The organism is Streptosporangium sp. NPDC048886, from assembly GCF_055586905.1.
This window is the reverse complement of sequence record NZ_JBVJHH010000037.1, coordinates 62983-82197: the sequence shown is the minus strand read 5'-3', so window position 1 is coordinate 82197 and position 19215 is coordinate 62983. Positions and strand designations below refer to the sequence as shown.

Below are 19215 nucleotides of genomic sequence, written 5' to 3'. Positions count from 1 at the left end.
AGAGCTCCTCAATGCCAATCAGAGGTAGAGCGGCACTACTCGGTGCCTCCCTCGTTGTCCCGCTTGTCGCGGCCGGCACCGGAATCGCCCACGGCGATTCGCCGGCCCCTGTCCCCAGGGTCAGCGGCGTACCGGCGTCGTCGGCCACCACCGCGCGGGTCACCCTCATCACCGGTGACCAGGTCACCGTGACCAGCCAGGCGGGCAAGACCGTCTCGGTCAACGTGACCCCGCACAACCGCTCGGTCGGCGACCTCCGCACCTTCACGGTCGGCACCGACGTGTACGTGATGCCGAGGGAGGCCGAGTCGCTCGTCGGCTCCGGCCAGGTGGACAAGCGGCTGTTCAACGTCACCCAGCTGATCGCCCAGGGCTACGACGACGCGCACAGCGAGTCGATCCCGATGATCGTGCAGTACCCGGAGAAGACCGCCAAGAAGGCCGGTGAGCCGGGCGCACCCGACGGTGGCCGGGTCACGCGGAGCCTGCCCGGCGTCCGCGGGGCGGCCATCACCGCGGACAAGAAGCAGGGCGACAAGTTCTGGGAGGCCGTCGACGACGACACCGCCAGGGCGGGTACCTCCAAGACGCGGCTCTCGGGCGGCATCCAGCGACTCTGGCTGGACGGCAAGGTGAAGGCGCTGCTCGACAAGAGCGTGCCGCAGATCGGCGCCCCCGAGGCCTGGGCCGCCGGGTACGACGGCACCGGCGTCAAGGTCGCGGTGCTGGACACCGGCGTGGACCCGGACCATCCCGACCTCGCCGACAGGATCGCCGACAGCCGCAGCTTCGTCCCGGATGAGACGGTGCAGGACGGCCACGGCCACGGCACACATGTCGCCTCCACGATCGCCGGCTCCGGCGCGGCGTCCGGCGGCAAGTACAAGGGCGTGGCACCCGGCGCCAAGCTTCTGGTGGGCAAGGTGCTCGCCGACGAGGGCGGCGGCATGGAGTCGTGGATCCTCGACGGGATGAGCTGGGCCGCCCATTCGGGCGCGAAGGTCGTCTCGATGAGCCTCGGCGGCCAGGAGGGCGCCGACGGCACCGATCCGATGGCGATGGCGGTCAACCAGCTGACCGCCGAGACCGGCGTGCTGTTCACCATCGCCGCAGGCAACAGCGGACCGGGGGCGACCACGGTGGGTTCACCCGGCGCCGCCGACGCGGCCCTGACCGTCGGCGCGGTCGACTCCACCGACGCGGTCACCGACTTCTCCAGCCGCGGCCCGCGCGGGGGCGACGGCGCCCTCAAGCCGGAGATCACCGCCCCCGGCTTCAAGATCGTGGCCGCCCGGGCGGCCGGCACCTCGATGGGCACACCGGTGGGTGACACCTACACCACCGCGAGCGGTACCTCCATGGCCACACCGCATGTGGCCGGCGCCGCCGCGATCCTCGCCCAGAAGCACCCTGGCTGGACCGCCGCGCGACTGAAGAGCCAGCTCATCAGCACGGCGAAGACCACGGCCGACACGCCGGTGCACTCCCAGGGCGCCGGCCGCGTCGACGTGAGCCGGGCCGTCCGGCAGCCGGTCTCCGGGCCGGGCGTGATCGACTTCGGCCTCGCGGACTGGGACTCCGGCAGCGGTCCGGTCACCAAGCAGATCGACTACGTCAACGACAGCGACCAGCCTGTCACCCTCACGCTGTCGGCCAAGGACGCGGGCGAGAACCTGCCGGCCGGGGCGCTGACCCTCGGCACCGGAACGGTGACCGTGCCGGCTCACGGCACCGCCGCGGCGAGCGTCACCGTTGACACGGCCGCCACGGCGGCGGGGGCGCACGGCGCGCACGTCACCGCCGCCACGGCCGACGGCCAGACGGTCGTGACGACGGCGGTCGGTTTCGTCAGGGACGTGGAGCGCTTCGACGTCACGCTCAAGGTGCTCGACCGGGACGGCAAGCCGACGACCGGCATCGCCGTCGTTCATGACTTCAGCCTGGGGAAGCTCGGCCTGCCGGAGATGCACCTGCCCGGGGAGGACGGCACCGTGGTGGCACGGCTGCCCCGCGGCGAGCACGCCTTCATGTCGGAGATCTTCCACTACAGCGCCGACGGGAACCGCGTCTGGGAGTACACCTACGGTGGCGAGCCCGGCACGCTCATCGACTCCGACCGGACCATCACGTTCGACGGCAGCAAGGCCAGCCCGGTCACCATGGACACCCCGAAGCCGAGCCAGACGGGCCGGATCCGGCTGGGCCTGGCCATGCAGGACACGACCGACACGAACGTCTACGGCGTCGAGCAGTGGATGAACGGCGAGACGAAGGTCTACTCCGTCCCGTCGCAGGTCACGAGCAGCCACTTCGAGTCGCGCGTCGGGTGGTCGCTCGGCGCGCCGGAGCTGCGGGCGCAGGTCGTCGGCCACGGTGGAGGGCCGATCGAGCCGGCGTACTTCCGGGGCAGGGCCGGTTCGGCGCGCATCGACGGTACCCAGGTCCTGCGGGTGGCGGACGCCGGGCAGGACGTCCGGGGCAGGCTCGCCCTGGTGAAGCGCAGCGCCGCCGTCACGCCGCAGCAGCAGGTCGACGCCGCCGCGGCGGCCGGGGCGCGCGCCATCATCATCTACAACGACAAGCCCGAGAGCTGGGGCGCCGACAACTGGGCCACGACGGAGACCAAGATCCCGGCGATGACGCTCTCGGGCGCTCAGGGCGCCCGGCTCGCGGAGCTGTCGGCCCGGGGCAGGGCCAAGGTCGTGCTCACGGGCACGGCGGTGAGCCCGTACTCCTACCAGCTGATCAAGTACCGGCAGGGCGGCATCCCCGCCGACCAGCGGTACCGGGTGCGCGCGAGCGAACTCGCCACGGTCCAGTCGACGTTCCACGCCTCCTCACCCAGCACGGAGGCCGGGTACACCCGAGCGATCATCTCACCGATGCAGAGCATGGCGTACGGGGTGTTCGACCGGATGATCATCCCGCGGCCCCTCACCGAGTTCGTCACAGCCGGCGTGCGGACGTGGGAGATGATGCAGGTCGGCACCGTGTGGGAGGCCGGCGGCGCCTGGCAGCAGACCGCGCCGGCGGTGCTCAAGGCCGGTCAGCGGGTGTCCCGCGCCTGGAACAAGGCCGTGGTCCGCACGGCGCTGCCGAGCGGGATGGACAGGTCGGCCGTCCGCAACGGCGACGTCGCCATAGTGTTCGGGGGCGGGTTGATCGACACGACGCCCGACCAGATGTTCGTCAACCGCGCCTTCACCGACAAGGAGAAGGCCACCGTGTACCGGAACGGTGAGCTGCTCGGAACCGCGTCGTCGGCGGCCGTCGCCTTCCCGATGACGCCGGAGCGCGCCACCTACCGCGTGGTGGTGGACGTGCAGCGGGACCAGCCGTGGTGGACCACCTCCACCAGGGTGAACACCGACTGGACGTTCCGCTCCGAGAAGGCCGACGCCGTGACACCGCTGCCGGTGCTGTCGGTCGACTACGACCTCGATGTCGACCAGGCCAACAGCGCCGCGGTGAGGTCCGCGACCAAGGTCGGGATCGGCCTGCGGTACCCGAAGGGCATGGCCGGCCCGCGGATCACCGAGGCGAAGCTGTGGGCCTCCTACGACGACGGCGCCACCTGGCAGGAGGTGAGGCTCGCCGCCGCCGGTGACGCGGCCTTCGCCGGCACGATCAGGAACCCCGCGTCCGCCGAGCCCGGCGGCTCCGTCTCGCTGCGAGCGCAGGCCACCGACGCCGACGGCAACGCCGTCCTGCAGACCGTGACCCGCGCCTACCAGCTGCGGCGGTAGCCCGACGGGCCGGGGCGCCTCCATCCGCGCGGCGGACGGGGCGCCCCGGTGCCGTCCGGATCACCTCACGAGGGGATCATGCCGGACCGGGCGGCGTACCAGGCGAGCTGCATGCGGCTGTCGGTTCCGGCCAGCTTCATCAGCCGGCGGATCCTGCGTTGCACGGTGCGTTCGCTGGTGCCGAGCCGGCTGGCCACCGTCTTGTCCGGCATGCCGGACAGCAGGTACGTCAGCAGTGCCACGTCGATGTCGTCCCATGCGGGAACCCCCTCGGTCACGCTCGTGGCGGTGAGCCGCAACGGCGTCGCGGCCTGCCAGACCCGCTCGAAGAGCGCCACCAGCAGGTGGACCAGGGACTGACCCCGTACCAGGAGGAAACCCGGATGGACGCTTGCCTGGTCGGGCAGCATCGGCAGCAGCACCGCCTCCCGGTCCACAATGATCATTTTGCTGGGCAGCTCGGCGGCGATCCTGATCTCGTACCCGCTCTTGAGGAATCTGCCGATCTCGGCGGGCGCTCGCGGATCGTCGAGGGCGGCACGTTCGTACACGTAACGGTAGGTGGCCAGCGCGTTGGTGGAGTCGTCGAGGTTGACGTCGAGCACATACGGGGGTCGGAAGAAGGCCAGCACCTCCCGCCTGGCGCCGCGCTCCATGTTCTCGAGCCAGGTGGCGAGCTGTTCCGGCGTGGTGAGCGCCTCTATCTCACCCGCGGGTGGGGCGGCCCCGGTCCGGTAGACCTCCACCAGCTCCGCCAACCTGCCCTGAACCTGTTGCAGTGCGGCCTGCCGCTGCGCGATCAGCGTGCCGAGCCCGACCTCGGGCGGTACGACCACGTGTAACCCGCTGTCGTCGCGGGTGGCCAGGCCGAGCTCGGCAAGTCGGGCCACGGCGGCCGTCACGGTCGTCACCGGCAGGTCCAGCGCCTCGGCCATGTCGGAGACAGTCACCCGGTGACGTCGCAGGAGCTCGACGTAGACGGCCTCCTCCTGCTCGCTGATCCCCAGCCTATTCAGCATCTTTAATCACTTTCTGACCAAATCGCAACATTCGTCCCGGGCTACTATGCCTCGTGCCCGGCCGGGGGGAACATCCGGGCGATCAAGGAGCGCGAGCGAGCCGTAGCGACAGGCAGGCGATGGTCAGGGCTGGTCGGCAGGGCGCGGCGAGCCTGTCACAGCAGGGAGAACGCCGGTGGTCCTCATTCCGCGAGGCGATGCCGAGCGGCTCCGCATGGGCGCGGCGGGGGTCCGGCGTGGCCGCACCGCACCCCCTTGACGCTTGGCTTACCTGTCCCGGGAGGTGGTCAGCGGACGGTCACGGCCAGGGGTTGGTGGTGACGCTGTAGGCGAAGCGATACTCGAAGTCGCCGGCCTTGGCCCAGGTCAGCTCCCAGCTCCTGCCCGCGACGGCGGTGACGCGGACCGAGCCCAGCTTGTCGTCGCCGACCAGATCCTCCTCCTGCAACTCGAGGGTGAGCTGCTCGTTCGCGGCGGCGGTGAGATTGGCCCAGTTGATGTTCTGGTCCCCCGCCGCCCGGACGTTGCTGCCGGGCGGGCAGGCGGCCCTGGTGGAGTCGAAGACGATGCAGTCGTTCTGCGCGGTGCTGATGCCCGGATACTGGCTGGGCCAGACCAGGCCGTTGCCGCTGCGGAGCATGTAGAGCTCGTCGTGGCCGGACTCGGAGATGTCGGCGGCATACAGGCTGATGAGGCGGATGAGCAGTTCACCGGAGCTGCGGTGGGCGCTGGCAGGGGCCGCCTGCATCAGCGGCAGCACCAGCAGGAGCCCTGTAACGGCGGCGGTTCGGCGCCATAGGTTCGTCATGCCCTCAGGGTGAGCTGTCCCACTTGGAAATCGTTTGGAGCACAGTTGTGGTGCCCTCCGCTGCCGGCGGCCGGCCGGAGGAGACGGCGCCGACCCGCCGGCCCGTGCGGCGAGTGCGTGGTCCTGGCCTCGACGCCTTGCGGTCGGGACGGCAGCGACACCGTGAACCCCTGAGCGCCTCCGCCCGTCTCAGGGACATGAGAGGCATCTGGCTGGCGGCCGCGCTCGTGACGCTCGCCGCCTGCGGGACCGAGCCCGCGGCGACCGCTCCCTCGACTTCCTCGACTCCCCCGACGCGGTACCAGGCCGACGGGACCGTACTGGCCAACGCGGAGCACGGTCCCCAGCTCTGCGCCAGCGTCGCCACCTCCCTGCCGCCCCAGTGCGGCGGGCCCGACATCCTCGGGTGGGACTGGAACGCGGTCGAGCACTCCGCCCGGAACGGCGTGCGCTGGGGCGAATACCGCGTGGTCGGCACCTGGGACGGCGGAAGGCTCACGCTCACCGAGCCTCCGCGCCCCGCCAGGCGCCACGATGTCCCAGGCGACAGGCCCGACTTCAGCACACCGTGCCCGGAGCCCGCGGGCGGCTGGCGCCCGGCCGACCCGGCGAAGGCCACCCAGGAGGCGATGGCGGCCGCGATCGCCAGGGCCGAGCGGCTCCCCGGGTACGCCGGCAGCTGGCTGGACCAGGGCTACCTCGAGGAGATCGACGGTTTCGACCCCGACGACCCTCGATCGGTGGAGCGGCACGCCAACGACGCGGGGCGGCTGGTGCTGAACCTGCGCTTCACCGGCGACCCGGCCGTCCACGAGCCCGCGATCCGCGAGGTCTGGGGCGGTGCGCTGTGCCTGAGCCGCGCCCAGCGCACCACTGCGGAGCTGCGGGCACTCCAGGAGAGGGCGCAAAAGGAGATCAAGGGCGCGCACTCCGTCTGGGCGGACGAACGGGCGGGCCAGGTCAAGGTCGGGGTCTGGGTCGTCACACCGGAGCTCCAGCGCGAGGTCGACGCCGAGTACGGCAAGGGCCTGGTGGTCCTCGAAGGCTTCCTCAGGCCGGTGGGTCCGTAACCCCGCGGCGGCGCCGTGTCCGCGGCCCGGCCCACGACGACGGACCGTCGAGGCGCACCGGAGTCGGCGTGGTGGCCGCGGCGCGGCTGTTCCGCGCCGAGCCACGCCTGAGCAGCCCGGAAGCAGCCGGGGCGGCCTGACGCCCTGAACGACCCGCGAAGAGCCGCAGGCGCCGGCGGTCACCCGGACAGGTCCGTGTCCCGCCCGCCGTCAACGGCCGCCCCACCCGCTACCGGTCCTCTAGAGGATGTCGAGCCCGATGCCGCCGATGCCGATGAGGCCACCCACCCCGACGCCGTGGCCGATCCCGCTGCCGGAGCTTTCGTAGTAGCCGCCGCCGAACAGGTCGCTGATGGGGTCGGATGGGAGCGTTGCTGCGTGGGCCGAGCCGGCGGCTGCGGGCACGGCCAGGATGGCGCCGACGCCGATCAGTGCGGCGGCGATCGTGGTGCGGGTCATCGCGGTACTCCTTTGAACAGGGACATGCCGCCTGTTGCAGACCATCCTCTCCGGTCACTACGCACTCATCTGACTACCGAGAGTGAGCGAGTCCAAGGATGAGCACCATCCAGGCGTGTCCCCCCAAGCCGGATAATCCTCCGACCGGAGACCCCGATAGTGGTGCGAAAGCTGTCACGCCCCGGCCTTCCCCGAAGGAGCCGGGGCCGGCGCGGACTCCGCGGGCGTGCGGCCGGCGTGGCGGCGCGCGGCGGCCAGGTGGCAGAGCAGGGTCAGGGCGGTGATGAAGGAGACCAGCAGGCGAGGTGGCGCCGGCGGTTTCAGCGCTCGATCATCTGCATCTGCTCCTCGTTGTGGTGCTCGCCGGCGGCCGGCGGGAGGTTGTCGAGCTTGCCGATCCGCTCGGCGGTCAGCTCGATGCCGTCGGCGGCGATGTTCTCCTCCACACGCGCGACCCGCTTGGTGCCGGGGATCGGGACGATGTGCTCGCCCTTCGCCAGCAGCCAGGCCAGGGCCACCTGCGCCGGCGTGGCGCCCACCTCGGCGGCGACGGCCTGGACCTCGTCGGCGAGGCGCAGGTTGCGCCGGAAGTTCTCCCCGGTGAAGCGCGGGTTGGTCTTGCGCCAGTCGGTGTCGTCGAACTGCTCGGGAGAGCGGATCACGCCGGTGAGGAAGCCGTGGCCCAGCGGCGAGTACGGCACGAACCCGATGCCCAGCTCGCGCAGCACCGGCAGCACCCGCTCCTCCACGTCCCGGGTCCACAGGGAGTACTCCGACTGCACGGCGGTGACCGGGTGGACGGCGTGGGCGCGGCGGATCGTGTCCGGCCCGGCCTCCGACAGGCCGATGTGGCGGACCTTGCCCTGCTCGACCAGTCCGGCCAGGGCGCCGACGGTGTCCTCGATGGGGACGTCCGGGTCGACGCGGTGCTGGTAGTACAGGTCGATGCGGTCGGTGCCGAGGCGCTTGAGCGAGCCTTCGACGGCGGTGCGGATGTTGGCCGGGCTGCTGTCGAGGTGTCCGGGGCCGCCGTGCGCGTGCGAGATCATGCCGAACTTGGTCGCCAGCACGACCTGGTCCCGGTGGCCCTTCAGAGCCCGGCCGACAAGTTCCTCGTTGGCGTACGGCCCGTAGATCTCGGCGGTGTCGAGGAAGGTGACGCCCAGCTCCAGCGCGCGACGGATGGTGCGGACCGACTCGGCGTCATCGGTGCCCGCGCCGGTGTAGCCGAAGGACATGCCCATCGTGCCCAGGCCGATGCGGGAGACGTCCAGATCTCTCAGGGTGGTGTGTTTCATGGTCACCTCTCGGGAACGAGTTTGATCGTCGCCGCGCGCGCCTCGGGGGCGACGACGCCGCCGATGATGTCCGCGCCGTAGATCAGGGTCGCTCGCATGGGAGCCTTCCGCTTTCCGTGGTCGCCGTCTTTCCGTGGTCGCCGTCGGACCTACCCGCGGCCGGTCGGAACCGGACGTCCGGCACGCCTGGCCGAGGTCTGTTGTCGGTAAAATCGCCCCGCCGATGATCCAGGCACGCACCGTCCGGCGGAACGAGCACGGCGAAGGTCAGCAGCTCGCGGAGGACTGGCCGAGCACCTTCAGCGCGGCCCGGGGCGAGGCCGCCGGTCAGGGTGATGTCGGGGCCGGACAGGCCGCCGGACCCGATCGGCGCCTCCGGCGTGCCGTGGGGGCCGAGGGAGCGCTCGCGCGACAGGAGCCAGCTGGTCAGCCCGCGTGTGCGGCAAGGCTGTGGCCGGATCACCATGTCCTCGTCGTCGGTGGACTCGACGAGCTGGTCGAGTGTGGTGTCGAGCGCCCGGGCGATGGGGACGAGCTGGTCGAGGGCGATTCTGCGGTGTCCGGTCTCGATGCGGCTCAGGTTGGACGGGCCGAGACGGCAGCGCCGGGCGCATCCGGTGCCGGCCGCTGCCGTCAGCACCCGAAACGCCCGGCACGGCCGCGCGATCCTTGCCGGCCCCGGCCTGCGGGGTCAGTTCTCCAGGCCGGTGAGATCGATGCGGGCCAGCCGGTCGAGGTCGGACAGGATGTCGATCGCGACGATCTTCTCGTCGGCGACGGTGAAGCTCATGATCGAGATGAGTTCGCCGTCGATGGTGTTGACCAGGCCGGCGCTCCCGTTGACCAGCGCGGGCCGGGTGACCGAGACGGTGGCCATGCGCTGGAAGGTGGCGGCCTGACCGGCCACCGCTCCGGCGCCGCGCAGGACCTTCATGCCGCCCGGGAGCATCTTCCCGCTGTCGGCGCGCAGTACGACGTCGGGGTCGAGGATGGCCAGCAGGGCCTCGAAGTCGCCGCCGCGGGCGGCGGTGAGGAAGGCGTCGACCACCCGGCGCTGAGCGACCGGGTCCGGATCCGGATCAGGGGCCGCGCCCTGCACTCGTTGGCGGGCGCGGCTGGCGAGCTTCCTGGCGGCGACCGGGGTGCGGTCCATGATCGAGGCGATCTCCTCGAACGGCATGCCGAACATGTCGTGCAGGACGAAGGCCAGACGTTCGGCCGGGTTCAACGATTCCAGCACCACCAGCAGCGCCAGGCCCACCGAGTCGGCGATCAGCGCCTGTCGTTCAGGATCGGTGCTCTCCTCGCTGCTGACCACGGGGTCCGGCAGGCGGGACTCCAGCGGGTCCTCACGCCTCAACCTGCGGGAGCGCAGCATGTCCAGGCAGACCCGTCCGACGACCGTGGTGAGCCAGCCGCCGAGGTTGTCGATGTCGTCGGCCTCGGAGCGTCCGAGTCTCAGCCATGCCTCCTGGACGGCGTCGTCGGCCTCGGCCAGGGAACCGAGCATCCGGTAGGCCACCGCCTTCAGACGCGCACGGTGCTCTTCGAATCGCCGGGCCAGAAAGTCACGTTCGTCCATGATCACTCCCTGTATGGATGGTCACACCGATGACGACCAGAACTTCCGCGATGTGACATGTCCATCCGGTCACACTCTCCGCAACCAGTACGTCATGCCTCCGAACACATCGACAACGACGATCGGAGCAGTGGACGATGAGCGAGATCGACATCCACGGGACCGTGACCGACGGCTTCGAGGCGGTGCGCGAGGAGTTCGCCGCCCTGATGGCCACGGAGAATGGGGAGACCGGCGCGCAGCTGGCTGCATATGTGCACGGCAGGAAGGTGGTCGACCTGTGGGCCGGGGACGAGGCGGCCGGGGACACCCTGACCGGCGTCTACTCCTCCACCAAGGGCGCCGCCACCCTGGTGGCGGCACTGCTGGTGCAGGACGGCACGCTTGAGCTGGACGGGCCCGTCGCCCGGCATTGGCCGGAGTTCGCCGCCGCGGGCAAGGAGCAGATCACCTTGCGAGACGTCCTGACCCACCGCTGCGGCGTCATCGGCGTCGACGGCGGGTTGACCGTCGCCGAACTCGCCGACGACCGGTTGATCGCCAGTCGGCTGGCGGGCCGGCGGCCGTACTGGAAGCCCGGGTCGGCCTACGGCTACGGCGGGTTCGTGGCGTTCGCGCTCGTGAGCGAGGTGGTCCGCCGCGTTACCGGCCACCTGCTGCAGGAGGTCTTCGAGGAGCGGGTCCGCGCGCCCTACGGCCTGGACCTGTATCTCGGCCTGCCCGAGGAGGTGGAGGACCGCTACCGGGAGATCCAATCCGGCCTGGCCGGCCCTGAGGAGCGCGCCGCGTTCTGGGCGACCGTTCCCGGCCCGCACAGCATCACCGGGATCGGGTACGGCCTCAACTCCACCCCGCCCCTGGACCAGGTGGCCTTCCTCAACACCCGGCAGGTGCGCGCGCTCGGCCAGGCCTCCGCCGGCGGCGTGGGCAACGCCCGGGGGCTGGCCGCGATGTACGCGGCGGCGGTCTTCGGCCTCGACGGCCAGGCTCCGCTGCTGAAACCGGACACCATCGGCGAGTTCGCCATGCTGCACTCGACCGGCGGCGACCTGGTCACCGGTGATCAGGGACAGTACGCCCTCGGGTTCCAGGCCAAGGGCCTGCGGTACCCGTTCCTGAGCGCCAACGCGTTCGGCCACAACGGCTCGGCCGGCTCGGAGTCCTTCGCCGACCCCCTCAGCGGCGTCGCCTTCGGCTACACCCGCCGCCGGTTCTCCTTCAACTGGTCCTACCCCGAGCACGACCGGCTGGCCGCCGCGGTCCACCGCGCGGCCACGGCGTCCTGAGGAGACCCCAGATGTCTTCGCACACCGGAACCCGCCCCCGACCCGACGGGAGAGTGGTACGGCGCTGCTGGTGATCGCCGCGGCGCAGCTGCTGATCGTGATGGACGGCACCATCGTGACCGTCGGCCTGCCCGTCATCGGCACCGGACCGAACATCGCGGAAGCCGACCTGGACTGGGTCCTGACGTCCTACGCTCTGGCGTTCGGCGGGATGCTGCTGGCCGCTGGCCGCGCCGGTGACGTGTTCGGCCGCCGCAGGTTGTTCCGGGCCGGACTGGTGGTGTTCCTGCTCGCCTCCCTGCTGGGCGGCGTCGCCGCCACCGTCACCGCCGGCCCGCCGGCCGGAACAGCGGTGCGGGAGGCACTCACCAGCGGCCTGCTCGGCGCCGGCGCGTTCTACCTGGCCGCCGTCCTCTCCGCCGTGTTCCTCCTACGGCCACGCCCGACGGGCCAGGACACAGGACCCGAGCAGCTGACCGCCCCTGAAGAGGCGCGCGGCACGCACCCGTGAATCGGCCGGGGCGGCACGGTGAAGGCGGAACAGTCGTCACCGCCGCCCAGAAAAACGATCACGATCATCGGTCACATCCGCCTCTCGCGACCCGTCATAGCAGCGACACACCACTGAGCAACAGAACGGAAGGCCCCACCATGACCACGCCCACGCCCACGCAGGAGACCCTCCAGTCGCGGCTGCCCAACCCCGCCAAGCTCGTCCCCGAGCTGGGACAGATCGGCGGAGCGCTGTTCAAGGCCACCGGGAACGGCTCGATCCCGCAGACCACCATCAGCCTGGTACAGCTGCGCGCCGGGCAGATCGTCGGCAGCACCTACCTGACCGCCCTGCACACCGGCAACCTCCGCGAGGCGGGAGAAACGGAGGAGCGCATCACCGCCGTGGTGTCCTGGCGCGACGCGCCCCACTTCACCGGGACCGAACGGATCGCACTGGCGCTGGTGGAGGCCGTGCTCACCGCCAACCCCTACGGTGAGCGCATCCCCGACGACCTCTACGCCCAGGCGTCCGGCCACTACGACGACAAGGCACTCGTAACGCTCATCATGGCGATCGGCCAGGTCTGCTTCTTCATCCCCCTCGCCCTCATCGGCAAGCCGCTGCCCGGTGTGTCTCCCGCGGAGCAGTGGAGGGACTGACACCCGGAACGCCCAGGGTGAGGACGCCCCGACCGCGCCTCACCCTGAGGGCGGGCCCGCTCAGAGCCCGGCCCGTACTGGGGTCGCGGTAGTGATCGCGGAAGATCCAACGGATGCTGCAGATCATCCGTCTCGGGTGATCTGATCCCGTGCCGGCTCAGCTGAGGTTGTCGCTCGGGGTGGCGTCTCGGGCCATACGCACATTCGGCAGTTTTCCCTGCCAGAGCTCTCGCTCGCCTGTGGCCTTGAATCCATGGCGTTGGTAGAAGCGGATCGCGCGCTCGTTGTAGTCGGTGACCCACAGGCGCATAGGTGTGTTCCCCGCCCAGGTGAGGAACTCACCCATCAATCGGCCTCCGATGCCTCGGCCCTGGGCCTCCTCCAGCAGATACATCGGCCCGAGAGTGACCACCTCGTCCCGGCGACCGCAGAGGAAGCCGACGACCTCCGTCCCGGAGCGGACGACACGGCAGAACAGCAGATCCGGCTGCCGCCTCGCCGCCTCGACGAACTCCCGCCACTGAGCGATTCCCTCCTCTGTGGCAGAAGAGCCACGGTGCTCACGGATCCACTTCTCATCGATCCCCGCGTCCTCGCAGGGATACGTCTGCAGCCAGACCCTCAACTGCAGCGGGCCCAGAGACGCTGCGTCGTCAGCACGGGGAGCTTCGATCACATGGGTCATGGGGACCATCCTCGACGATGCTCCCCGAGCGTCTCACGCGATTTTTTGCAATCTCGTCGCCACAGGTCACAGCCCTGACCTCGGAGCAGATCCGTTGAGACGGGACGGATCACTTCCAGATTCCGTTGAGGACGAGGCGAGGGGCGGCGCGCAGCCGGCGCCGGAGCGCGACGCCGAGGCGGTCGACCTGGCCGGCACGGCTGAGCACCTCGGGTCCCGTCAACACGTACGGGCCGTGGACCGGTTGACCGCGGTCCGCGAGCAATACGGTGACAGTGGAGGGACAGCATGGAGCGGGCGGCCGTCTAACCGGGGGTCGCCTGTCGGCATCCGTCGAAAATCCAACAGATCTGCCTGACCGGCAGAAACGCTCGCCGGCGACGCTCCCTCGATCGTTTACCGAGCGAGGAATGGAGAGCCCGGATGTCTTACGGTCCGCCCGTTTCCTGGCGTCCATCGTGTGTGCAGGGGTGTCATGGATGGCGTACACGCTTCTCAGGGACGGATCGGCTTTACATGTACGTCTGCCTGGTCGGCGGCGCAATCGCCGCAGTCGGCTACTTCGTCGCCGCAGTCCTATACGAAGGGGATTGACGTTGCCCGGCTGGATAAACACCCGCTCCACCTTCCGGGAGGCCCCATCCATGGACTCCCCCTGCTCACGGTCCAGGACTCCTTCGATGACCGGTGACGACGTCGTGTTCTTCCTGTTCGGGATCCCGGCAGTGGCAGGTGACGGCACATGGCGCCCATGACATCACACGTACGGTCGCGGCCGGCGTGGCCGCGACCGTACACGAATATCGATCTTGTCGTTACTTCGTCGGCGCGCCGGTGACCAGCGGCAGCGAAATCGACGTGCCGGCCAGGTCGACGGTGACCGTGGCCCCGGTGCCGGGTTCGACGTCGTCCCCGGAGCCGGTGCCGGTCTCATCGAGGTTGAAGTCGTCGTTGGCTCCGGTCAGTACCAGGCCCAGCCGGTGCCCGGCCTTGAACTCGTAGTCCTGCGGCAGCAGCTTCCAGGTGATCTGGTAGGACTTGCCCGGCGTCAGCGGTGCCTGGCGGCTGAGCGACCTGTGGTTCTGCGCGTCCAGGATTCCTCGGGTGACCACGTTGAAACCGGAGGTCGCCGTGTTGTCGCCGGCCCTGAGGTAGCAGCCGTCGTCATCGGCCGTGCTCTGGCCGACGCAGTCTTCGCCGCCGATGAACTTCAGACCTTCCGCGGACGTCGCACCGCGTTCGCGGTAGTTGATGCGGAGGTCGGTGCCGTAGTCGACGAGCAGGACGCCCAGGTTGGCGGTCGGCTTGTCCAGCTTGAGGCGCAGGCTCACCGACGGTGTTCCGGACAGCCGCATCGCGCTCTTCAGCGGCGGGGTCAGGAAGGCCAGCCGGTTGGGGTTGGCGGTGGCGGGGTCGGTGGCCATCGCGATCTCGGTCTGGGCGGTGTCGAGGTAGCTGCCGGTGCCGGTCGAGGGCTTGCGGCTCAGGGAGCCGTCCTGCTGCGGCCGCAAGGTCGTCGTCCGCGTCGGTGCAGGCCAGTCGGCCTGGGTGATCCACCGGTCCGGGCCGAGCTGCACGTCGACGCGGGGCCGGCGCATGATGTCGTTGGGGACACCCATGAGTTCGTGGTCGAACCACTTGTGCAGGGTGTCGAGCCACACCTCGCGGCGGGCCCAGAACGGGTCGAGGTGCCCGTACTGTGTCACCCACGCCTTGCGCTGCACGGTGCGGGGCAGCTTGGCCCACCACTCGGAGAACTGGCTGCCCACCACGTTCCGGTCCTGCATGCCCATCACCGAGAAGACGCTGGCGCGGACGTTGCGCGCCTTCGAGATCGGCCCGGTCCGGTAGTTGCGTTCGTGCCAGTAGGCGTTGTAGTTGCCGGTGGCGTCGTCCGCGCCCTCACGCAGGCGCTGGTGCACCGCCGCGCATTTCTCGTCCGGATCAAGGTCGACCCGCTGGGCCAGCTCTTCCTGGCCGCCCTTGTACCAGGTGAGGGTGCCATTGTTGCGCGATGTCTCGTATCCGCTGGTGTAGCCCGCGATGTTCACGATCGTCTCCAGCCCTTGCACGCCGGTGCCGGCCACGCCGGCGCCGAGCGCTCCCTCATAGGAATGGCCGATCATCCCGGCGCGTCCGGTGGTCCAGGTGGCTTCGACCGGATCGCCCTTGTCGTCATAGGCGGTCGCCCGGCCGTTCAGCCAGTCGACGACCGCCTTGCCGCCCAGCACGTCGGAGGCGCCGTAGGTGGTCGGGCAACCATCGGACAGCCTGGTGCCGAGCATGTCGACGGACACGAACGCGTATCCGCGCGGCACGAAGTAGTTGTCCCAATACATCGGGAACTTCGTCACGTTCCCGTTCGCGTCGTATTTCTTGTGTTCGTTCTCGTAGCCGACGCCTGGTACGTCGTAGTACGGGCTTTCGTGCATGATCACCGGGACCTTGAGCCCGGAATCGGACTCCTTCGGCCGGATGATGTCCACCCGGACCAGATCCTTCTTGCCATCGCCGTCACTGTCGACCGGCGACTGCACCCGGACGTGCTCGCGGATGGCGTCCTTGTAGGAGAAGACCGGCTGCGTCACCCCGCCGGCGACTTCAATCTTCGGCTCCGCCGTCGCGGATGCGGCGGGAGCACCGGCGATCACGAGCGGGATCGCGAGTGCGACTGCGGCGAGGAACCCCCGCCGTTGGAAGTCGGCCATGTGCCCTCCTCTGAGCTGGTTACTGCTATCGGTGACATCGAGGGGTCGAGCCCGCCGGGCACGGCCCGGCACAGCGGCGCGGGTTTGATCACGACGCGATGTCCGGCGGCGGGTGTCGGCCAGGGGGAGCGAGCCGGTGTGCTTCCCGGATCTGTTGTGAAGTCCACTCGCGTGGACTGATGGGGGGATGCGGCCCCGTCTACCGAGCCGGCTTGGCCTCGTCAGCCGACCTGGCCTGCCCGTCGCAGAACACCGTCTTGACGAGGTTGTTCAACGCCTTCGGGAACTCCGTCGCCACGTCCACGGCGGCGTCGCCGGTGGTGATCGAGGCGGTCAGGGTCTTCTTGCCGTCGGGCGTGCTGAACATCAGCGCCCCGTAGCCGTTGCTGCTGCCGTTGTGGTTGAGGATGACGCCGTCGCACTTCGGACCGGTGTCCTGCACGTACAGCCCGAGGCCGTAGCTGCCGAAGAGGCCGGCGCTGTTCGGGTGCGGCTTGCGCATCTCGGCCAGCAGCTCGGCCGAGATGAGCGTGCCGTCATTCAGTGCGGAGAAGAACGTGTGGAGATCCTCGGTGGTCGAGATGATCTCGCCCGCGGCGGAGATCCAGGAGGGGTTCTGGCGGGTGACGTCGATCACCTTCCACCGGCCGGCGGCGTCCTGGTAGCGGTAGTAGGCGTGGGCGTACGGCGCGGGCATACCCGAGCGGACGCCCGGCACCACGGTGTGCTGCAGCTTGAGCGGCCCCAGGATCCGCCGCTTCATCTCCACGGCGTAGGAGTGGCCGGTGACCTTCTCGATCAGCAGCTTGACCAGCACGTAGTTGGTGTTGGAATAGCTCCAGCTCGTCCCCGGCTCGAACTTCGACGGCTTGGACAGCGCCAGCCGTACCAGCTCGTCGTCGGTGTAGGTGTGGAACCGCTTGGCCACCCACTCCTTGCCCTGCCAGGGGATCAATGACACCGGCTTCCCGTCGGGGTCGACGTCGAAGCTGTAGTCGAACAGCCCGCTGGTGTGCTGCAGCAGCATCCGCACCGTGATCCGCCGGTCCAGCTCGTACTGGGGCAGGTAGTCGGCCACCGGGGCGTCCAGCTTGACCTCGCCGGCGTCCACCAGTTTCAGCACCAGGGTCGCGGTGAAGTTCTTGGTGGTGCTGCCGATCCGGAAGTGCCCGTCCGCCGGCGGCTTGGCGTTCGTGCCCAGCTTGCGCACCCCGGCGCTGCCGACCCACTCGCCTCGCTCATCGTTCACGCGCATCTGCATCCCCGCGGCGAGACCGGAATCGACGAACGCCTGGATGGCCCTGTGCAGCTCCGGACGGTCCTGTCCGGCAGCAGCGGCCTTCGACACGGCTCTGCTGTCCGCGGCGGCCGTCCCGGGGGTGGCCGCCCCGGCAAGCAGTCCGGCAAGCAGCGCCGTGACCGCCATGCGCAGGGTGTGCTGGGCCTGGTCGGTCAGAGTGATAGGCATGGCGGTGTGCTCCTTTGATTCTGTTACGAAAGGCGGTCGAACGGACGGACGGCGGCTTCGGTGACCGAGACGCCCCTCGTCCGGGTGCTACCGGAGTACGGGCAGAGACGGGCCGCGGACGCGATCGCCGTAGGCGAGCGACCACAGCGGTGGCGGGCGGCCGTACGCGACCTCGCCCGCCACCGGCTCGTGGTCAGGCGTCCCAGGTGACGGGCAGACTCTTGACTCCGTAGATGTCCGCGGTCTCCGGGCGCAGGGCAACCTCATCGGCAGGTACGGCCAGCCGTAGCGTGGGGAAGCGGTTGATCAGGGCGGGGAGCGCGACGCGCAGTTCGACGCGGGCCAGCTGCTGGCCCAGACACTGGTGGATGCCGTGGCCGAAGGCCAGGTGCCCGCCGTTCTGCCTGCGCAGGTCGAGCACGTGGGGATCGGCGAAGCGCTCGGGGTCGCGGTTGGCGGTGGCGTAGGACAGGATGACCGTCGTGCCGGCCTTGATGGTCTGGCCGCCCAGCTCGACGTCCTCCAGCGCCGTCCTCATGAACGTCTTGGCGACACTCAGATACCGCAGCAGCTCTTCCACGGCCCCGTCGGTGAGCGCGGGATCGGCGCGCAGCGCCGCCAGCTGCTCCGGGTTGCGCAGCAGCGCGAAGGTACCCAGCGCCAGCATGTTCGCGGTGGTGTCGAACCCGGCCGCCAGCAGGATCAGGGCGATCCCCCGCAGCTCCTCATCGGTCAGATCGCTGTCGAGCAGGTCGCTGAGCACGTCGTCGGTGGGGTTGGCGCGCTTGGCGGCCACCAGCTCCGCGAGGTAGTGCTGGGTGGCGGTGTAGGCAGCGATCAGTTTCTCGTCGCTCGTCTCCCCGCCGAGGAAGGTGTCGATGTGCTCCTGGAAGGAGCCCCGGTCCTCGTACGGCACGCCCAGCAGCTCACAGATGACGATGGAGGGGATGGGCTTGGCGAACGCGGTCACCAGGTCCGCCGACGGCCCGGCCTTCTCCATGGCGTCCAGGTGCTCGGCGGTGATCTGCTCGACGCGCTCGGTGAGCAGTCGCATCCGCCGCACGGTGAACTTGCCTACCAGCGGTTTGCGGTAGCGGCTGTGCTGCGGCTCGTCCATGAGCAGGAACTCGCCGGGCGGCGCCGGGGGGACCTCGATCTCGCCGAGGTCGACCAGTGGGTGGTGGCGCATGAGCTCCTTGCGTGAGCTGAACCGCTGGTCGGCCAGGACCGACCGGACCAGGTCGTAGCCGGTGACCAGCCAGCCCTGGTGTCCGTCGGGGAAGGGATAGCGGCTGATCGGGCCGTGCTCGCGAGCCTCGATCAGCTCCGCCGGCGGGTCGAAGGGGCAGCCGGACTGACGCGCAGTCGGCATCGTCGTGATGGTGTGGAGGGATGCACTCATGGCTATTCCTTGTCTCGCGATGTACGTGTTTGCTAAAGCTCGAAAGCTACGTTGCGTTCAGAAATGACCGTCGATCAGGTTGAGGCATTTGCTCAGGCGAATGGCGACAAACCGATGCAAGGACGCTGAGTTCGGATGCGATATCGCGTTGCAATGAGCGGCGGCGGAGCGCCGGTTGACATCCCGTCGGGCGACGTCGGGGGCTTTGGCGATCTCGCGGGCCATCTCAGCCATGGTGGGGCTGGGCCCGCCCTTCTGGGACCGGGCGGATGTTTCGACGGCGACGATGACGGTGCGGCGGAAGTTGTCGGCCTCTGCCGAGCCTGTTTCCCGAGCAGGCTCATGGCTGCGGTCAGGACGTCAGAGCCTGCGGGGTGGGGGTGATGTCATCCACGGTGAGAGCGCCCACCGGGACATCGGGAATGTCCGGTCCGGTCCGCAGTTCGTCGGTGAGTACGACCATGTCGCCGCGCTCGGCGGAGCCGACCTGGAGCCATCCGTCACTCACATGGGCATCGCTCAGCGGCTG

At 69.7% G+C, this 19215-nt stretch carries 18 protein-coding genes; 6 read left to right on the top strand and 12 right to left on the bottom strand.

Annotation, left to right across the window (positions count from 1 at the left end; translation table 11 throughout):
* The first annotated feature begins 11 nt into the window (after positions 1 to 11).
* Positions 12 to 3746, top strand: coding sequence for a S8 family peptidase (locus ACZ6R6_RS36315; protein WP_470101172.1), 3735 nt, complete (start codon positions 12 to 14; stop codon positions 3744 to 3746).
* 65 nt (positions 3747 to 3811) lie between these two features.
* Here the strand turns inward: ACZ6R6_RS36315 and ACZ6R6_RS36310 are convergent, their stop codons facing one another.
* Together ACZ6R6_RS36310 and ACZ6R6_RS36305 are read right to left on the bottom strand one after the other, a co-directional pair.
* A complete protein-coding gene (locus tag ACZ6R6_RS36310; RefSeq protein ID WP_470101170.1) occupies positions 3812 to 4765 on the bottom strand; it encodes a helix-turn-helix domain-containing protein in 954 nt (317 codons plus the stop codon).
* Positions 4766 to 5063: 298 nt separating this feature from the next.
* Positions 5064 to 5573 (bottom strand): hypothetical protein, encoded by a 510-nt coding sequence (locus ACZ6R6_RS36305; protein WP_470101168.1) that lies wholly within the window; start codon positions 5571 to 5573, stop codon positions 5064 to 5066.
* A 197-nt stretch (positions 5574 to 5770) separates the two neighbouring features.
* Between ACZ6R6_RS36305 and ACZ6R6_RS36300 the strand changes: the two genes are divergently transcribed.
* The gene (locus tag ACZ6R6_RS36300) at positions 5771 to 6643 is read left to right on the top strand and encodes a hypothetical protein (protein ID WP_470101166.1); all 873 of its coding nucleotides are present in this window, start codon (positions 5771 to 5773) and stop codon (positions 6641 to 6643) included.
* A 240-nt stretch (positions 6644 to 6883) separates the two neighbouring features.
* Here the strand turns inward: ACZ6R6_RS36300 and ACZ6R6_RS36295 are convergent, their stop codons facing one another.
* From ACZ6R6_RS36295 to sigJ, 4 genes are all read right to left on the bottom strand, one after another.
* Positions 6884 to 7102 (bottom strand): hypothetical protein, encoded by a 219-nt coding sequence (locus ACZ6R6_RS36295; RefSeq protein ID WP_470101164.1) that lies wholly within the window; start codon positions 7100 to 7102, stop codon positions 6884 to 6886.
* 320 nt (positions 7103 to 7422) lie between these two features.
* Entirely contained in the window at positions 7423 to 8400 is a 978-nt protein-coding gene (locus ACZ6R6_RS36290; RefSeq protein WP_470101162.1) for an aldo/keto reductase, read from the bottom strand.
* 82 nt (positions 8401 to 8482) lie between these two features.
* Entirely contained in the window at positions 8483 to 9040 is a 558-nt protein-coding gene (locus ACZ6R6_RS36285; RefSeq protein ID WP_470101160.1) for a helix-turn-helix domain-containing protein, read from the bottom strand.
* A gap of 51 nt (positions 9041 to 9091) precedes the next feature.
* Positions 9092 to 9982, bottom strand: coding sequence for an RNA polymerase sigma factor SigJ (gene sigJ / locus ACZ6R6_RS36280; RefSeq protein WP_470101158.1), 891 nt, complete (start codon positions 9980 to 9982; stop codon positions 9092 to 9094).
* 137 nt (positions 9983 to 10119) lie between these two features.
* Here sigJ and ACZ6R6_RS36275 point away from each other — a divergent pair, with 137 nt between their 5' ends.
* The 3 genes from ACZ6R6_RS36275 (at position 10120) to ACZ6R6_RS36265 (ending at position 12423) form a co-directional block, all read left to right on the top strand.
* Entirely contained in the window at positions 10120 to 11268 is a 1149-nt protein-coding gene (locus ACZ6R6_RS36275; RefSeq protein WP_470101156.1) for a serine hydrolase domain-containing protein, read from the top strand.
* 70 nt (positions 11269 to 11338) lie between these two features.
* Positions 11339 to 11779 (top strand): MFS transporter, encoded by a 441-nt coding sequence (locus ACZ6R6_RS36270; RefSeq protein WP_470101154.1) that lies wholly within the window; start codon positions 11339 to 11341, stop codon positions 11777 to 11779.
* A gap of 140 nt (positions 11780 to 11919) precedes the next feature.
* Positions 11920 to 12423 (top strand): carboxymuconolactone decarboxylase family protein, encoded by a 504-nt coding sequence (locus ACZ6R6_RS36265; RefSeq protein WP_470101152.1) that lies wholly within the window; start codon positions 11920 to 11922, stop codon positions 12421 to 12423.
* 157 nt (positions 12424 to 12580) lie between these two features.
* Here the strand turns inward: ACZ6R6_RS36265 and ACZ6R6_RS36260 are convergent, their stop codons facing one another.
* From ACZ6R6_RS36260 to ACZ6R6_RS36250, 3 genes are all read right to left on the bottom strand, one after another.
* Entirely contained in the window at positions 12581 to 13108 is a 528-nt protein-coding gene (locus ACZ6R6_RS36260; protein ID WP_470101150.1) for a GNAT family N-acetyltransferase, read from the bottom strand.
* An 815-nt stretch (positions 13109 to 13923) separates the two neighbouring features.
* Entirely contained in the window at positions 13924 to 15816 is a 1893-nt protein-coding gene (locus tag ACZ6R6_RS36255) for a CocE/NonD family hydrolase (RefSeq protein ID WP_470101148.1), read from the bottom strand.
* 199 nt (positions 15817 to 16015) lie between these two features.
* Complete coding sequence (locus tag ACZ6R6_RS36250) at positions 16016 to 17284, bottom strand: serine hydrolase domain-containing protein (RefSeq protein WP_470101146.1); 1269 nt, start codon at positions 17282 to 17284, stop codon at positions 16016 to 16018.
* Positions 17285 to 17344: 60 nt separating this feature from the next.
* Between ACZ6R6_RS36250 and ACZ6R6_RS36245 the strand changes: the two genes are divergently transcribed.
* Complete coding sequence (locus tag ACZ6R6_RS36245) at positions 17345 to 17494, top strand: hypothetical protein (RefSeq protein ID WP_470101144.1); 150 nt, start codon at positions 17345 to 17347, stop codon at positions 17492 to 17494.
* Here the strand turns inward: ACZ6R6_RS36245 and ACZ6R6_RS36240 are convergent.
* The 3 genes from ACZ6R6_RS36240 to ACZ6R6_RS36230 form a co-directional block, all read right to left on the bottom strand.
* Positions 17478 to 18686, bottom strand: a complete 1209-nt coding sequence (locus ACZ6R6_RS36240) for a cytochrome P450 (protein ID WP_470101142.1) — start codon at positions 18684 to 18686, stop codon at positions 17478 to 17480. The genes ACZ6R6_RS36245 and ACZ6R6_RS36240 overlap by 17 nt on opposite strands.
* A gap of 57 nt (positions 18687 to 18743) precedes the next feature.
* Complete coding sequence (locus tag ACZ6R6_RS36235) at positions 18744 to 18911, bottom strand: hypothetical protein (RefSeq protein ID WP_470101140.1); 168 nt, start codon at positions 18909 to 18911, stop codon at positions 18744 to 18746.
* Between the two features lie 127 nt (positions 18912 to 19038).
* A complete protein-coding gene (locus ACZ6R6_RS36230; RefSeq protein WP_470101138.1) occupies positions 19039 to 19194 on the bottom strand; it encodes a hypothetical protein in 156 nt (51 codons plus the stop codon).
* Positions 19195 to 19215 lie beyond the last annotated feature (21 nt).

Coding starts and splice junctions, on each gene's coding strand:
- ACZ6R6_RS36250 (WP_470101146.1), bottom strand. CDS start 17,284: ATGCCTATCACTCTGACCGACCAGGCCCAGCACACCCTGCGCATGGCG.
- ACZ6R6_RS36265 (WP_470101152.1), top strand. CDS start 11,920: ATGACCACGCCCACGCCCACGCAGGAGACCCTCCAGTCGCGGCTGCCC.
- ACZ6R6_RS36305 (WP_470101168.1), bottom strand. CDS start 5,573: ATGACGAACCTATGGCGCCGAACCGCCGCCGTTACAGGGCTCCTGCTG.
- ACZ6R6_RS36275 (WP_470101156.1), top strand. CDS start 10,120: ATGAGCGAGATCGACATCCACGGGACCGTGACCGACGGCTTCGAGGCG.
- ACZ6R6_RS36255 (WP_470101148.1), bottom strand. CDS start 15,816: ATGGCCGACTTCCAACGGCGGGGGTTCCTCGCCGCAGTCGCACTCGCG.
- ACZ6R6_RS36295 (WP_470101164.1), bottom strand. CDS start 7,102: ATGACCCGCACCACGATCGCCGCCGCACTGATCGGCGTCGGCGCCATC.
- ACZ6R6_RS36235 (WP_470101140.1), bottom strand. CDS start 18,911: ATGGCCCGCGAGATCGCCAAAGCCCCCGACGTCGCCCGACGGGATGTC.
- ACZ6R6_RS36300 (WP_470101166.1), top strand. CDS start 5,771: ATGAGAGGCATCTGGCTGGCGGCCGCGCTCGTGACGCTCGCCGCCTGC.
- ACZ6R6_RS36260 (WP_470101150.1), bottom strand. CDS start 13,108: ATGACCCATGTGATCGAAGCTCCCCGTGCTGACGACGCAGCGTCTCTG.
- ACZ6R6_RS36315 (WP_470101172.1), top strand. CDS start 12: ATGCCAATCAGAGGTAGAGCGGCACTACTCGGTGCCTCCCTCGTTGTC.
- ACZ6R6_RS36310 (WP_470101170.1), bottom strand. CDS start 4,765: ATGCTGAATAGGCTGGGGATCAGCGAGCAGGAGGAGGCCGTCTACGTC.
- ACZ6R6_RS36240 (WP_470101142.1), bottom strand. CDS start 18,686: ATGAGTGCATCCCTCCACACCATCACGACGATGCCGACTGCGCGTCAG.
- ACZ6R6_RS36290 (WP_470101162.1), bottom strand. CDS start 8,400: ATGAAACACACCACCCTGAGAGATCTGGACGTCTCCCGCATCGGCCTG.
- sigJ (WP_470101158.1), bottom strand. CDS start 9,982: ATGGACGAACGTGACTTTCTGGCCCGGCGATTCGAAGAGCACCGTGCG.